Source organism: Pseudomonas sp. FP597 (genome assembly GCF_030687435.1).
Taxonomy (GTDB): domain Bacteria; phylum Pseudomonadota; class Gammaproteobacteria; order Pseudomonadales; family Pseudomonadaceae; genus Aquipseudomonas; species Aquipseudomonas lactucae.
Window position 1 is genome coordinate 1,050,503 of the sequence record NZ_CP117432.1, and the last position, 15,596, is coordinate 1,066,098.

Here is a 15,596-nt window from a genome sequence, read left to right on the forward strand (position 1 = left end):
TTACCCAGCCTTAAGACGCACGCACTCCGCGTTCCAGCCAGAGGCGGCTGGCCATGGTCACCAGACCGTCGAGCAGCAAGGCCAGCAGCGCTGTGCACGCGGCGCCAAGCAGCAATTGCGGCTGATTGTTCAGGGCGATGCCGGGGAAGATCAGGCTGCCCAGGCTGTTGGCGCCGATCAGAAAGGCCAGCGGTGCGGTGCCGACGTTGATCGCCAGGGCCACGCGCACACCGCCGATGATGATCGGCACGGCGTTGGGCAATTCCACGCGAAACAGCACCTGGCGCGGGGTCATGCCGATGCCGGTGGCGGCTTCCTTGAGGGAACCCTGTACGTTTTTCAGGCCTTCGTAAGTGTTGCGCACGATGGGCAGCAGGGAGGCGAGGAACAGCGCAAAGATCGCCGGGCCGCTGCCGATGCCGAGGACGCCGAGGGCGATGGCCAATACGGCCAGGGGCGGGACGGTGTTGCCGATGTTGAAGACCTGCATGAAGCGTTCCGCGCGCCCGACCCAATTCGGTCGGCTGAGCAGGATACCGGCGGGGATGCCCACAATCAGGGCGGCCAGCATGGAGACTAAAACAAGGATCAGATGAGCTTGCAGGTAAAACAACAAATCGTCGCGGTACAGTTCGATCGTGTTGATGCCGATCCAGTGGACCAGCAGGGCCAGGAGCGCGACGACAACCGCGCCTCCTATCAGCCCTTTGCCATAGCGAATAGCCACAGGCGGACTCCTTTTTTCTTTTGTCGGCGAACACATTTGCGCGTGGCATGCCATTGCTGGCTGTCAGCGGAATGTGGTCGCGAAATGCAGCTCGCCAATACCGTCAAAAGCGGCATGAGTTCGAGCCATAAGCGCTGCCCCGTCAGGCTAACTTGCTGATTTTTCAGCCCCTGATACGAGTGTGTTGGCAGGGGAGTGGACGTCTCCACCTTTTAAAAGGTTCCACACTTGGCCTTATTTAGCCACCCCCAACCGGGCGAATGGTGGTCCGGTGCGCCCGGTTTGCGCTATACTCGCCGCCCTTTTTTGACTCACCTGCCAGGCGATTTCCCATGACCCACCAGGCCGCCGAAGTCGCGAAACGCCGCACTTTCGCCATTATTTCCCACCCCGATGCCGGTAAGACCACCATCACCGAGAAGCTGTTGCTGATGGGCAAGGCGATCGCGGTGGCCGGCACGGTGAAATCCCGCAAATCCGACCGCCATGCCACCTCCGACTGGATGGAAATGGAAAAACAACGGGGTATTTCCATTACCACGTCGGTCATGCAGTTCCCGTATCGCGACCACATGGTCAACCTGCTCGACACCCCAGGCCACGAAGACTTCTCCGAAGACACCTACCGCACCCTCACCGCGGTGGACTCGGCCCTGATGGTTCTCGACGGCGGTAAAGGCGTCGAGCCACGCACCATCGCGCTGATGGACGTGTGCCGCCTGCGTGACACGCCCATCGTCAGCTTCATCAACAAACTCGACCGCGACATTCGCGACCCTATCGAACTGCTGGATGAAATCGAAGCGGTCCTGAAGATCAAGGCCGCGCCGATCACCTGGCCGATTGGTTGCTATCGCGACTTCAAGGGCGTGTACCACCTGGCCGACGACTACATCATTGTCTACACCGCCGGCCACGGCCACGAACGCACCGATGTGAAAATCATCGAGAAACTCGACTCGGATGAAGCCCGCGCTCACCTGGGGGACGAGTACGACCGCTTCGTCGACCAGCTGGAACTGGTGCAGGGCGCCTGCCATGAATTCAACCAGCAGGAATTCCTCGACGGTCAACTGACTCCGGTGTTCTTCGGGACTGCCCTGGGCAACTTCGGTGTCGACCATGTGCTCGACGCCGTTGTGGACTGGGCGCCGAAACCCCTGGCTCGGGTCGCCAACGAACGCACCGTGGAACCGGTGGAGGAGAAGTTCTCGGGCTTCATCTTCAAGATCCAGGCGAACATGGACCCCAAGCACCGTGACCGTATCGCGTTCATGCGCATCTGCTCGGGCAAATACGAAAAAGGCATGAAGATGCGCCACGTGCGCACCGGCAAGGACGTGCGCATCGGCGACGCCCTGACGTTCTTCTCTTCCGAGCGTGAGCAACTGGAAGAGGCGTTTGCCGGCGACATCATCGGCCTGCATAACCACGGCACCATCCAGATCGGTGACACCTTCACCGAGGGCGAAGTGCTGGGCTTCACCGGTATCCCGCACTTCGCCCCGGAACTGTTCCGCCGCGTACGCCTGCGCGACCCGCTCAAGTCCAAGCAACTGCGCCAGGGCTTGCAGCAGTTGGCGGAAGAGGGCGCCACCCAGGTGTTCTTCCCCGAGCGCAGCAACGACATCATCCTCGGCGCCGTCGGTGTGCTGCAGTTCGACGTGGTCGCCAGCCGCCTGAAAGAGGAATACAAGGTCGAATGCTCCTACGAGCCGATCACCGTGTATTCCGCGCGCTGGATCGAGTGCAGCGATAAGAAGAAGCTGGAGGAGTTCTCCAACAAGGCTGTGGAAAACCTGGCAGTGGACGGCGGCGGTCACCTGACCTACCTGGCGCCGACGCGGGTGAACCTGGCGTTGATGGAAGAGCGCTGGCCGGATGTGAAATTCCGCGCGACCCGCGAGCACCATTAAGGTCTGAGCGGTACAGAGAAGGGCGAAGCGATGGTGGCTTCGCCCTTTTTTTGGCGTGAATTTCACCTCAAGAAGCCATACGTTCCCTGGTCAGGTTCAACACTCGAGTTCGGGTGTGGGTTTGGTTTTTCTTGCAAACCACCACAGCGTGGCGGCCCCAAGCAGGGTTGTCAGCACGGCCAGCATCAGGATCACCCGCTGCGTGCCCAAAGGCGCTGCCAGCAAGGCCACCAGTAAACCGGCCAAAGGCTGTGACAGGTTGTTCAGCAACGTCATCACGCCCACGGTCTTGCCGAAGTCTTGAGGTGGAATCACCCGCTGGCGAATCGTACGCATGTAGACGTTGAACATTTTATCGAAGCCAACGATCAGCAAAAAACCGAGCCCATAGCCGACCAAATTCGGGCTCAGGGCGCTGATGAATGCGCCGATGGCAATCAATGAATAGCCAACGCAACCCAATACCCGCAGCGGCAGCTCCACCCGAGCGAGAAAAAACAGGATCAGGATGGTTGTCACGGCACCGGCCGCTTGCAGTCCTGCATAAGCATCCTTGTCGGCGCTGTACTGGCCGATCACCATGGCCGCCGAAGTGGCCAGGGTTACGCCGACGATCAGATTGACGCCGACCGCCAGAACAATGATTTTTTTCAACTGCGCCAAATCACGGATATGCGCGAAAGCGATACGCAAAGGCTGCAGCCAGAGGTCCTGATGCTGCTCGAACACCGGTAGCGTCATACGGCTGAGGCGCTGCCACGCCAGCATGCTCAGGTCTGCCAGCAGGAACAGCCCGGCGACCCAGAGCACCACCCAATGCCAGGCCCACACCTCCAGCATCAGCGCCGCCACCAGGGGGCCGAGGACCAATCCGGTCTGGTCAGCGATCTGAGAGTAGGACAGGGTCTTGGTGTAGCTGTAATGCTCGAAGACAGACGGCATCAGCACTTCGCGAGCCATGATGCCTTGCGTGGTCAGCACCCCGCACACGGCTGACAGCACCACCAACCAGGCGATGCCCCCCACTGCTGCGTAGCACGCCATCGCCAGCACACACAGCAATGCCCGATAGATCTGGCTGATATGCAGGATCCTGATCGGCGAGTACTTGTCGCACAGCGCGCCGCACAACGGAAACGCGAGAAACCGCGGCAGTGATTCAACGAAAAACGCCAGCCCGGCCCACGAGGCGCTGTTGGTGGTCTGGAACACCACCAGCGGAACCATGAACAACAAGATTTGATCCGCCAGCCTCGAGAGAAACAGTGAGGTGAAAAAGGCGAGGTAGTCCTTACGCATAAAGGCCTCGTGTGAGTGAGCGGCGTGGTGTGTCGGTGATAGGAGACATCAGTAGGCCGATCCCGAGCTGTTATTCAAAGTGTGCCGCTCGTCTCCGCGTAGTGGCGGATTGAAGACGCTGACTAGAATCAGGTCCTGTTCCTTTCCGCCGCGCAGGAAATGCCGATCATGCTGATCGAGGACATACAGATCTCCAGGTCGGATTGAAAAGACATTCCCTTGCATGTCTTCGACTTCTCCTTCTCCGGCGATGCAGTAGCACGCCTCCAGATGATTTCGGTAATGCAGCAGCGACTCCGTACCTGCGCGGACAACGGTGTGGCACAGCGTAAAGCCCATAGCGTCGTGTTCAGTGAGCAAACGGTGGCTGGTGCCAGCGCCCCATTCGACGAAATAAGGGGTTTTCTCGACATCGGATTTGTTGCGAACAAACATGTGAAACCTCTCTGGAACAGTCTATTGAAATAAATCAGTCCTTAAGAGCGTCGGCTGCGAGGGAGCGCAGGATGGTATCGCCGAAGGCCAGCATCGTTTCGTTCCAGGCAACGTCTCGGTGCGCGGCCATAGCCTGGATATCACGCCAGTGGCGCTGAAGCGGGTTGCTTGCAACCAAAGACGACGCCCCGAGCCTTTCCACCAGCCGGCGTACAACTTGAACGCACTGTTTCGCCAGATAGGCGCGATCGCGCTTGAGCTGCAACAACTGTTGCGCATCCAGCGCACGGTCATTGACACCTGCGTCATGCAGCTGGGTAATTAGCGAGTCATACAACAGGGAGGCGCTATTTAGCTGCGCAGCCGAGTGCGCCACCTGTTCGGCGATCCGAGGATCGTTTTTCGTTAACGACCCGTTGAACATAGCTACAAACTCGGTAAAGGCACCCTCGGCACATCCCAATAGCGGCCCAATAATCGAGGTGGTGAGGTAAGGAGCGAGCGGCAATCGGTCTATGTAATCGCACGTCATAGCAAGCGGGTCCTGCGCAAATATCTTGTGCAACGCAAACACGCGATCATGGGGCACTAACAACTGATGGGTCAGCACGTCGTGAGAACCCGTTGCTGCCATTGCACAGCTATCCCAACTGTCGAGCCTTTCAACTTCATTGGCGGCGATCAGAACGAGAAAGCGCGGAGTGTGAGCATTATCCGGGTGGTTGAGGCAGGGAGCGTGAAGCATCAACCAGGTGGCGTCCTCGATACCAGAGCTGAAGCGCCACCGTCCGTCAACCCGTACCCCAGCGGACTCAAATGACAGCAAGCTATTGGCACTGCTGGAGGCTGAAGCGAATAGTTGTCGTGGACCGTCGTTGTACAACTGGTCTATGCAACTAGTGGGCAGACGCCTGGCAATTGAGGCGTGACTGCCCACTACCGCCATCACCCAGCCCGTAGAAGCACATGCCCTAGCGGCAATACGCGCGCTTTCCACGAGTGTGAGCCAGTGTCCGGAACTTGTGGCTGGTGCACGTGGTGACAACAGGTCTAACCAACCTTCGGCAAACAGTTCATCGAATGTGCTGCTACTCAAACGCCGAGCGAGTACGGCGGCAGCGGCTCGCTCGCGCCACGTGGGCAGGCATTGAGCTGCCCTCCGACACATTGAGGGTAATGCGTCGTGGTGGAACGGCTGCTCAGAAATATTGAACATTGCCTGGCTCCGTACCACCGTTGTGTGAAGAAACTATGGCGCCAAGACGCGAACCTTCGAAGCAAAAACTCGATGGTTGAACCACTGGCCCCAGAATATTCAGAAATCGCTTCATCTGTTCCGGGTTGTTCGAGGCAACGAATTCACAGAAGTTGCTGCTGTTCCAAAGAAGGTGCACACATGTGAAATGGGCTGACAGGGCGCTCACTAGTTCTTCCAGTGTGACTTGACCTTTTTGCATTTGCTCGAGCATTTGCTGACGTTTCCAGCAGATTTCTTCCTCGCTGAAGTAACGGGTCTTGAATTCCTCGTCTTTGACTCTCTCCCGCCGCAGGTATTCCTTCGGATCGGGGTGGTTGAGTTTTTCTAGGAAAAACACCAGCCCGTCAGGTTTGAGAAATTGCTTGATATGGGCGATTTGGCCATCGCGGTCACGGGTATAGAATTGGAATGCGGCCATCTCATAAATGAAGTCGAAACCCTCGCTGAAACTATCGTATTTAGGGGATTGCAGCAGGGCCGGCGTTACCTTGAATACTGACTGAGGATAGAACCACGATAGCGCTGGTTCGGCATGTTGGTCGAAAGCTATCTGATTGGCCTGGTTCGGCGACGAGGTAAAGCTGCGGATCATGCCCTGAGAATGACCAGCAAGAGCGCGGCCGTTACTGCCATCAAAGGCGTCCACTTCAAACAGATTGAAGGTTTGACCTGTGTTTCTGGTAATGACCTGAGCCAAGCGGGTTAAGGCTACCCCGACCCTGGATAATTCTTCGAGGATGTATGGCACGCTGGCCATGAAGTGGGAGAACAACGGTCCTGCCCCTTCGATCAATCGGTCATGGTAGTCAAGGACATGCGGGTCGTTGATCTCGGACCGAAGGTGACTATCAAGGGACTGCAATGGCACCTGGCTTTTACCTGTCGCCAGGCTGTGGAAGTGTCCGGCGAGTTTCAGCATCGCGCTTTGTTGCAGATCCCGGTCTAGGGCAGCGTCATCCATTGTGTGAAGGGGCGTCTTCATGGCATAGCTCCTACTATCAGATCAGGCCTTTAGCGGTGAACTTGCCCGAATCGGTTTTTGGCAAGGCCTTGAGAAATACACACTGGGTCGGGACCATGTGCCAGTCCAAATGTCTCTTGCAGTAGTCGATGAGCGTCTGTCCGCTGGTATGAACTTGATCGACATCAAGCACGATGCAGGCTCTTGGTACATGTCCTTCCGACTCGTCAGCGACCGGTACCACCAATACCTCGGCGACCGCCGGGTGCGAGGCTAGACATTGCTCAATTTCCCGCGGATTGACGTTCCAGATATTGCGCGCGAACACGTCATCCTTGCGGGCGACGTAGTAGAGATAGCCCTCGACGTCCCGCTTGAACAGATCGCCTGTGCGATAAAGCCGTGAATGACCGAACGCATCATGAACAAAGGCACTGGCATTCGCTTCGGGCATGTTCCAGTACTCAAGCATCAGCCAGTCGCTAGTCACCAGCAGTTCACCAACCTGTCCGGGCTGGTCGATAACCCGGCCCTGTTCGTCCACCAAGTACACACTGACTCCGGGTAAAGGCTTACCTACTGACATCGGACGCTGGTCGATTTCTTCAGGACGCAGGTAGCTCACGCGTTTGCATTCAGTAAGCCCATAGTTGGAAAAGATCCGCGCCTGGGGCAGCGCTTGACGAATTCGCTGGATGTGACGGCTGTGAAGGGCCTGCCCGCTGCTGGAGATATAACGCAAGCTTGGCACACGCGCCTGCCAGTGGGGGCCTGTATTGGTCAGAAGAAAAAACACTGGGGGAAACACATGCATTGCCGTAACTGACTCACGCTCGACGACCGTGAGTACGTCCTCTGCGCTGCCGGCAGGCCGGCTCTCAATGACACTGGTGGCCCCAGCATAAAGCGGCATCATCACGTTGTAGACGCCGTAATCGGATGCCAATGTGGAATAACTGAGGATACGGTCGTCAGGAACGTTTTGCAGGTAAGCTGTGACTTGGCGGCAGGCAGCCAACATGATGCGGTGATTGACTAGTACACCTTTTGGGTTGAAGGTCGAGCCAGAGGTGTAGAAGATCGATGTAGGCCGTTCAGGATCATCGGTCAACGATGGGATAATGACATCCGTTTTATCTTTATATGCGGCGATGGCATCGGCGAGTTGAATGGCCCTAGGCACCGCTATCCGGACTGGGACAGTGAGCAAAACCAGCTCTAGACCTGCCTCGGCAATTAGCCCCGGCAAGTCATCAACGCAGTCAGTAATTAGCACCCGGGCGTCAGAGTGCCTGAGTTGGTGAATTAGTTTGGTGCGACTTAGAGTGTGATGAGTCGCTGCGGTGATCACGCCAGCTTTCAGCATGCCCAGGTAGCCGGCGATCAAATCAATGGAAATTTGCGCATACATACCCACACGGTCGCCGGCGACGATCCCGAGCGTTGACACCGCCGATGCGATGTCGTCCGCCCGCTGTTGCAATTCCTTATATGTAGTTGCTTGCCCGTCCAGAATGATGGCCGGTTTAGTCGGGTATCTATCGGCGTTGTTGGCGATGACCTGATGGAAAAGTTGCATTGTCCAATCTCCATTCACGCAAAACTTTACAAAGTTATTTGCGCTTTCTGGCGCACACGGAGACATAAGTCCCTTGCCATGTATAGGGCTCAATTGGCAAATTTTCTGCTTTGCTCAGTGGCCAACTTTGTCTGTCAAAAAAATGATTGGAAGCAAATATCTCAAAATTACCCAACCAAGCGTCGAAAAAACCTTCGGTGTCTTGGATAGAGAATCCAGCCTCTTTGTCCCAGATGAAAGGTTCCCCAGTCGCCTGAAAAAAGCGAGTCAAGTCTGACAGAAGATCTAAAAAAACATATCCGCCTGGTTTTACTGAGTGGATTATTTTTGGCATTACCCGTTGAAGTTCGTCTTTGCTGAAAAAGTGTAGGACTTCTGAGCAAACAAGCACATCATAGCCTTCCTGTACGGGTGTATAGGTTAATATGTCGGACTGCTGGAATATCAGATTCTTTAACCAAGGATTGAGTTTTCGACTGTGTACAGTACTGTCGACCATATCTACACCACTTAGGCTATAGCCCTTGCGTGCTAAAGCAGTAAGGTTACGACCGTCTCCGCAGCCGAGCTCAAGAGCGCTACCGGGGCCATCGGGAAGGGTCGATAGAAAATGCTTGAACTCATCTCGTGGCTCGCCAAATAAAGTGCCGTTATTGCACGCGCTGTATTCGCGGTCGTACCATTTTTTCAGGACAGAACTATCCACTTTTTTCATGATGTTATTTTCCGGCGGCCTATATCAACACGGATTTCCAAAGTAAACGTGTGGCTTAAATATAATGTTGCGAGCGAGTATGGAGGGTGGTGTAGGCTAGTTGTCGGGTTTAATTAAATAGTGTTTTGTCGTTTAGGGGTGTTGTTCATATATACAATAGTCAAGGAGCGGTTCGAAAAACAAGCGCTCATGTTGTTTTTTTTTGTTTTTCGGAAAGCTCCTTCAGACCGGTCTTTTTTTTGGTGGGTTGTTTCGTTTTTTTTAAATTATATAACACTAAGTAGTGAGCTTTCTCGGCTTTCTGGCAGATTCAGGTACGCGTTAATGGAAAGTCACCGTCCCCGTCATCTAGAAAAAAGCAGAACGAAGTCAACTATGGCAATTGGGTAACCCCAATCCCAGCCTGCACAGAAGGAAGACTGCGAGCCCTACGACGACACCCGAAGCCTGACGTAAACCCGAACCGTTGATGCCGGCCAATCCTGAGGCTACCTGTCGGATCTGACAGTAGACGCTCGTTCAGTTGGCTTTTTACTATCCAAGACGTGGTTATCGCATTGCTGACGGGAGATCGCCATGGCGACGGGACATTTGAGTGGTTGGTTGGCAGAGGACGAATTCGAAGCGACGGTGTTGACGTTAACGGCTGATGCTGACAGCGAGGATTTTGTGATTCAGGCCAAGTGGACGACAGATAACAGCGCAAGAGAATTGACGTTTTACATTCCCGAGCGCTATCCGGACGGCGAAGTCTATCTCCATGGTTCGCTGGCCGGGGCCTATTACGAGTTCGCCGGGAAGAGTTTCGAGTGGGAGAGCGGCTCCATCACTCGCAAAACGGTGGATTTCTCTTCGCCTGACCCCGATCAATGGCGCGCAGTGATTGATTTCAACTTCAAAGTCACTGTTGAGGGAGCGGCGATTTGGATAAAGGGCAAGGGTGAACTCAAGGGGGCCTCGCCCTGGGGCAAAACCCTGCGGCAACGCTTTACTAAAAAGAAACCCCTCCCGCCAGGCTGATGCGCAACCTGACGGGAAGGGCTGTAGAACACTGTAAAACTTCCCTGTAATGCCCGTAGCAGCTGTCGAGCTTTAGCGAGGCAGCTGCTACGGGGCGGGGTGTCAGGCCACGAACTGCTCCGCGTAGTGGCAAGCCACCTGACGGTTATCCAGCGCCCGCAGTTGCGGCTCCTCGGTGCTGCAGCGTGCCGTCGCGTACGGGCAGCGTTTGTGGAACGCACAGCCGGGCGGCGGGTTCAGGGGGTTGGGCAACTCGCCGACGATTTTTATCTTCGGTTTGTTCGGGTCCGGGTGAATGGTCGGCGTCGCCGACAGCAACGCCTGGGTGTAGGGGTGCAGCGGGCGGGCGTAGATGTCTTGCTTGGGGCCCACTTCCACCGGGCGGCCGAGGTACATCACCATCACGTCGTCGGCAACGTGCTGCACCACCGCCAGGTTGTGGGAGATGAACACGTAGGCTGTGTTGAATTCCTGCTGCAAATCCATGAACAGGTTGAGTACCTGGGCCTGGATCGACACGTCCAGCGCCGAGGTCGGTTCGTCCGCCACCAGCACTTTCGGTTGCAGCATCATGGCGCGGGCCAGGGCGATACGCTGGCGCTGTCCCCCGGAGAACATGTGCGGGTAGCGCTGATAGTGCTCGGGGCGCAGGCCCACCTGTTTCATCATCGCCTGCACTTTCTCGCGGCGTTCGGCGGCGGACAGGTTGGTGTTGATCAGCAGCGGTTCGCCCAACTGATCGCCGACCTTCTGGCGCGGGTTCAACGAGGCATACGGGCTCTGGAACACCATCTGCACGTCTTTGCGCAATTGCTTGCGCTGGGCCTTGTCGGCACCGGCGACTTCCTGGCCGGCGATTTTCAGTGAGCCCGACGACGGTTCTTCAATCAGCGTCAGCGCACGGGCCAGGGTGGATTTGCCGCAACCCGACTCGCCCACCACGGCGAGGGTCTTGCCGGCTTCCAGTTCAAATGACACACCATTAAGCGCGCGTACCAGCGCATGGCCCTTGAACAGGCCACGGGACACTTCGTAGTGACGGGTCAGGTCGCGGGCGGTAAGAACGACGGCCATTACGCCACCTCCTGGTTCAAGGGGTAGAAGCAGCGCGCAAGGCTGTTGGATTTAGGGTCGAGACCCGGACGGCTCTGACGGCAGTTTTCCTGCACATACGGGCAACGCGGCGACAGCAGGCAGCCTTGCGGGCGGTCATAACGGCCGGGCACGATGCCGGGCAACGTGGCCAGGCGCGTGGCGCCCAGGCTGTGCTCCGGAATCGCCTTGAGCAACGCTTCGCTGTAGGGGTGCGCCGGAATGTCGAACAGCTGCGGCACCTGGCCGACTTCCACGGCTTGGCCGGCGTACATCACGCACACGCGCTGGGCGGTTTCCGCGACGACGGCAAGGTCATGGGTGATCAGCACCAGGCCCATGTTCTGCTCTTTTTGCAGGGCCAGCAGCAGGTCCATGATCTGCGCTTGAATCGTCACGTCCAACGCGGTGGTCGGTTCATCGGCGATCAGCAGTTTCGGCTCGCCGGCGATGGCCATGGCGATTGCCACGCGCTGGCTCATACCGCCGGACAGTTGGTGCGGGTAGGCGTCCATACGGCTGGCGGCGCCCGGGATCTCGACTTTTTCCAACAGTTCGATGGCGCGCTTGCGCGCTTGCTTGCCGGACATTTTCAGGTGCAGGCGCAGCACTTCTTCAATCTGGAACCCCACGGTGTAGCTGGGGTTCAGCGCGGTCATCGGGTCCTGGAACACCATTGCCAGGTCTTTGCCGACAATCTGGCGACGCTGGCGGTTGCTCAGCTTGAGCATGTCCTTGCCGTCGAAGGTCAGCGCGTCGGCGGTGACGATGCCGGGGTGCTCGATCAGGCCCATCAGCGCCATCATGGTCACGGACTTACCCGAACCCGACTCGCCAACGATGGCCAGGACTTCGCCTTTGTCGACAGAAATGTCGAGGCCATCGACCACCGGCACGGCGGTCTTGTCGCCGAAGCGCACATTGAGATTCTTGATTTCTAACAGTGACATGGGAATCTCCTCAGGCGGCGTTCTTGAGTTTCGGGTCCAGCGCATCGCGCAGGCCGTCACCCATCAAGTTGATTGCCAGCACGCTGAGCAAAATGGTCAGACCCGGCAGGCTCACAACCCACCAGGCGCGTTCGATGTAGTCACGGGCCGAAGCCAGCATGGTGCCCCACTCAGGCGTTGGCGGTTGTACGCCAAGGCCAAGGAAGCCCAGCGCCGCGGCGTCGAGGATCGCCGAGGAGAAGCTCAGGGTCGCCTGTACGATCAGCGGCGCCATGCAGTTGGGCAGCACGGTGACGAACATCAGGCGCGGCAGGCCGGCACCGGCCAGGCGTGCGGCGGTCACGTAGTCGCGGTTCAGTTCGCCCATCACTGCGGCACGGGTCAGGCGCACATAGGACGGCAGCGACACGATCGCAATGGCGATCACGGTGTTGATCAGGCCAGGGCCGAGGATCGCGACAATGGCAACGGCCAGCAGCAGCGACGGCAGGGCCAGCATGATGTCCATCAGACGCATGATGGTCGGGCCGAGCAAGCGCGGGAAGAACCCGGCGAACAGGCCCAGCAGGATGCCCGGGATCAGCGACATCACCACCGACGACAAACCGATCAGCAACGACAGGCGCGAACCCTGAATCAGGCGCGAGAGCAGGTCACGGCCCAGTTCGTCGGTGCCAAGCAGGAACTGGATCTGCCCGCCTTCGAGCCACGACGGCGGCGTGAGCAGGAAGTCGCGGTATTGCTCGCTGGGGTTATGCGGCGCCACCCAGGGCGCAAAGATCGCGCAGAACACGATCAGCAACATGAACAGCAGGCCGGCAACCGCGCCTTTGTTCTTGGAGAAGGCTTGCCAGAATTCTTTGTACGGGGACGGGTACAGCAGGCTTTGATCGACTGCCGACGCTTGTGTAGGTGTGGTCATGGTCATGATCTCAGCGCTGGTGACGGATGCGTGGGTTGGCGAAGCCGTAGAGGATATCCACCACGAAGTTCACCAGGATCACCAGGCAGGCGATCAGCAGAATGCCGTTTTGCACCACCGGGTAGTCCCGCGCGCCAATGGCTTCGATCAGCCATTTGCCGATGCCGGGCCACGAGAAGATGGTTTCGGTGAGTACCGCACCGGCCAACAGGGTGCCGACTTGCAGACCGACCACGGTGAGCACCGGGATCAGCGCGTTGCGCAGGCCGTGTACGAACACCACGCGGGCCGGCGACAGGCCCTTGGCCTTGGCGGTACGGATGTAGTCTTCGCGCAGCACTTCGAGCATCGATGAACGGGTCATCCGCGCGATCACGGCCAGCGGGATGGTGCCGAGCACGATGGCCGGCAGGATCAGGTGGTGCAGCGCGTCCCAGAATGCGTCCGGCTCGTCAGCCAGCAGCGTGTCGATGAGCATGAAGCCGGTGCGCGGCTCGATGTCGTAGAGCAGGTCGATACGCCCGGAAACAGGGGTCCAGCCCAGGCTTACCGAGAAGAACATGATCAGGATCAGGCCCCACCAGAAGATCGGCATCGAATAACCCGCCAGGGAGATGCCCATCACCCCATGGTCGAACAGGGATCCTCGCTTCAAGGCCGCGATCACCCCGGCCAACAGGCCCAGGATACCGGCGAACAACAGGGCGGCCATGGACAGTTCCAGGGTCGCGGGGAAGAGGGCGGTGAACTCGGTCCACACGCTGGTGCGGGTGCGCAGCGATTCGCCAAGGTCGCCCTGGGCGAGCTTGCCGACATAGTCCAGGTACTGCGCATACAACGGCTTGTTAAGGCCAAGGCGTTCCATTGCCTGTGCGTGCATCTCGGGGTCGACGCGCCGCTCGCCCATCATGACTTCGACGGGATCGCCAGGGATCATGCGTATCAACGCAAACGTGAGCAACGTGATGCCGAAAAACGTGGGGATCAATAACCCCAGTCGGCGGGCAATAAAACTAAACATCTTGGTGTGTACCTCAATCAGCCGGTTAGGCAGGTCCGGCACCGTCCTGGTGGACGGTGCCGAGCGTTTCTCTTATTTACTTCACCTGGGTAGTGGCGAAGTTATTTGTACCCAGAGGGCTTTGGGTAAAGCCTTCTACGTTTTTGCGCATGGCAGTGAACAGTTTCGGGTAAGCCATGGGAAGCCATGGTTGGTCCTTGTCGAAAACGTCCTGTGCTTGTTCATAGAGTGCAGCGCGCTGGGCGGGTTCAGCGATGGCGCGCGCCTTGTCGATCAAGTCTTGAAACTCTTTGTTACACCAGCGTGCGTAGTTTTCGCCGTTTTTCGCAGCATCGCAACTCAGGTTTGGCGTAAGGAAATTGTCCGGGTCGCCGTTATCACCTACCCAGCCAGCCGAAACCATGTCGTGCTCGCCGTTTTTAGCACGCTTGAGCATCTCGCCCCATTCCATGACTTTGATATTGACCTTCAGGCCGATCTGCGCCAAATCCGCCTGCATGCGCTGAGCGCCAAGCATCGGGTTAGGATTGGTCGGGCCGCCGCCGTTACGGGTGAACAGGGTGAACTCGGTGCCTTCCGGCACGCCGGCTTCCTTGAGCAGGGCACGAGCCTTGTCCAGGTCGCGTGGCGGGTTCTTCAGCTTGTCGCTGAAGCCCAGCAGGGTCGGCGGATAAGGGCCGGTACCCACCACCGCATTGCCTTTGCCGAACAGGGCTTCGGTATAGCCGGCCTTGTCGAACGCGATGTTGATCGCGTGACGTACCCGTGCATCGCTCATGTATTTGTGGGTGGTGTTTAGCGCGGTGTAACTGGTGGTCATCGCGGCCAGTTCATCGACTTTCAGGTTGGGGTCTTTCTTGATGCTTGGAATGTCATCCGGCTTGGGAAACAACGCAATCTGACATTCGTTGGCCTTGAGCTTCTGCAGGCGCACGTTGTTATCGGTGCTGATCGCCAGGATCAGCGGGTCTACTGCCGGCTTGCCGCGAAAGTAGTCGGGGTTGGCCTTGAACCGCGCCTGGGCGTCTTTCTGATAACGGGTGAAGATGAACGGGCCAGTACCGATGGGCTTGGCGTTGAGGTCTTCGGTCTTGCCGGATTTGAGCAACTGGTCGGCGTATTCCTTCGAATGGATTGAAGAGAATGCCATTCCCAGGTCGGCCAGGAACGGTGCTTCAGGGCGGGTCAGGGTAAAGACGACGGTGTGATCGTCGGTCTTCTCCACGCTCTTGAGCAGTTCCTTGAAGCCCATGCTTTCAAAGTACGGATAGCCCACGAGGGACTTGTCGTGCCACGGGTGTTTCGGGTCCAGCTGGCGCTGGAAGCTCCACAGCACGTCGTCGGCATTCAGGTTACGCGTGGGTTTGAAATAGTCGGTGGTGTGGAACTTGATGTCATCGCGCAGATGGAAGGTGTAGGTCAGCCCATCAGCGCTGATTTGCGGCAGATCCTTGGCCAAGGCCGGTACCACTTCGGTGGTGCCGGGCTTGAAGTCGACCAGGCGGTTGAACATGGTTTCTGCAGCGGCGTCGGCGGTGACGGCGGTGGTGTACAGCACCGGGTCAAAACCTTCCGGGCTGGCTTCGGTGCAGACCACCAGCGGTTTGGCCGATACGCCGATAGCGACGCTTAACAGCGCAGCGGTAACGGCAGCTTGTAGCGGGAGCATTTTCATTCATAGCCCTCTGCAATCGATGGGAC

The 15,596-nt window shown here is 57.7% G+C and carries 14 protein-coding genes; 2 read left to right on the forward strand and 12 right to left on the reverse strand.

From position 1 onward, the window contains the following. Window positions 1-10 precede the first annotated feature (10 nt). Window positions 11-727: an ABC transporter permease gene (locus PSH66_RS04810; RefSeq protein WP_141064352.1), complete on the reverse strand. Its 717-nt coding sequence runs from the start codon at window positions 725-727 to the stop codon at window positions 11-13. 332 nt (window positions 728-1,059) lie between these two features. Between PSH66_RS04810 and PSH66_RS04815 the strand changes: the two genes are divergently transcribed. Further along, a complete protein-coding gene (locus PSH66_RS04815; RefSeq protein ID WP_003171715.1) occupies window positions 1,060-2,643 on the forward strand; it encodes a peptide chain release factor 3 in 1,584 nt (527 codons plus the stop codon). Between the two features lie 96 nt (window positions 2,644-2,739). Here PSH66_RS04815 and PSH66_RS04820 read toward each other — a convergent pair whose 3' ends face one another. The 6 genes from PSH66_RS04820 to PSH66_RS04845 form a co-directional block, all read right to left on the reverse strand. Continuing rightward, window positions 2,740-3,942 (reverse strand): MFS transporter, encoded by a 1,203-nt coding sequence (locus PSH66_RS04820; protein ID WP_305428491.1) that lies wholly within the window; start codon window positions 3,940-3,942, stop codon window positions 2,740-2,742. A gap of 48 nt (window positions 3,943-3,990) precedes the next feature. Next, window positions 3,991-4,377 (reverse strand): ectoine synthase, encoded by a 387-nt coding sequence (locus PSH66_RS04825; protein ID WP_305428492.1) that lies wholly within the window; start codon window positions 4,375-4,377, stop codon window positions 3,991-3,993. Between the two features lie 34 nt (window positions 4,378-4,411). Then, a complete protein-coding gene (locus tag PSH66_RS04830) occupies window positions 4,412-5,122 on the reverse strand; it encodes an acyl-CoA dehydrogenase family protein (protein ID WP_305428493.1) in 711 nt (236 codons plus the stop codon). A gap of 454 nt (window positions 5,123-5,576) precedes the next feature. Further along, on the reverse strand, window positions 5,577-6,617 hold the full coding sequence (locus tag PSH66_RS04835) for a class I SAM-dependent methyltransferase (protein WP_305428494.1): 1,041 nt from the start codon (window positions 6,615-6,617) through the stop codon (window positions 5,577-5,579). Window positions 6,618-6,633: 16 nt separating this feature from the next. Beyond that, window positions 6,634-8,175: a class I adenylate-forming enzyme family protein gene (locus tag PSH66_RS04840; RefSeq protein ID WP_305428495.1), complete on the reverse strand. Its 1,542-nt coding sequence runs from the start codon at window positions 8,173-8,175 to the stop codon at window positions 6,634-6,636. Window positions 8,176-8,209: 34 nt separating this feature from the next. Further along, the gene (locus PSH66_RS04845; protein ID WP_305428496.1) at window positions 8,210-8,890 is read right to left on the reverse strand and encodes a bifunctional 2-polyprenyl-6-hydroxyphenol methylase/3-demethylubiquinol 3-O-methyltransferase UbiG; all 681 of its coding nucleotides are present in this window, start codon (window positions 8,888-8,890) and stop codon (window positions 8,210-8,212) included. Between the two features lie 576 nt (window positions 8,891-9,466). Here PSH66_RS04845 and PSH66_RS04850 point away from each other — a divergent pair. Then, entirely contained in the window at window positions 9,467-9,910 is a 444-nt protein-coding gene (locus tag PSH66_RS04850) for a hypothetical protein (RefSeq protein ID WP_305428497.1), read from the forward strand. Between the two features lie 102 nt (window positions 9,911-10,012). On the opposite strand, the gene PSH66_RS04855 is transcribed toward PSH66_RS04850, so the two are convergent. From PSH66_RS04855 to PSH66_RS04875, 5 genes are all read right to left on the reverse strand, one after another. Further along, window positions 10,013-10,984: a peptide ABC transporter ATP-binding protein gene (locus PSH66_RS04855; protein ID WP_078731542.1), complete on the reverse strand. Its 972-nt coding sequence runs from the start codon at window positions 10,982-10,984 to the stop codon at window positions 10,013-10,015. Next, the gene (locus PSH66_RS04860) at window positions 10,984-11,952 is read right to left on the reverse strand and encodes an ABC transporter ATP-binding protein (RefSeq protein ID WP_003171718.1); all 969 of its coding nucleotides are present in this window, start codon (window positions 11,950-11,952) and stop codon (window positions 10,984-10,986) included. Before PSH66_RS04860 ends, PSH66_RS04855 begins: the two co-directional genes overlap by 1 nt. Window positions 11,953-11,962: 10 nt before the next feature. Further along, a complete protein-coding gene (locus PSH66_RS04865; RefSeq protein ID WP_042944169.1) occupies window positions 11,963-12,874 on the reverse strand; it encodes an ABC transporter permease subunit in 912 nt (303 codons plus the stop codon). 10 nt (window positions 12,875-12,884) lie between these two features. After that, a complete protein-coding gene (locus PSH66_RS04870) occupies window positions 12,885-13,895 on the reverse strand; it encodes an ABC transporter permease subunit (protein WP_003171721.1) in 1,011 nt (336 codons plus the stop codon). A gap of 76 nt (window positions 13,896-13,971) precedes the next feature. Continuing rightward, complete coding sequence (locus PSH66_RS04875) at window positions 13,972-15,570, reverse strand: ABC transporter substrate-binding protein (protein WP_305428498.1); 1,599 nt, start codon at window positions 15,568-15,570, stop codon at window positions 13,972-13,974. Between the last annotated feature and the right edge of the window lie 26 nt (window positions 15,571-15,596).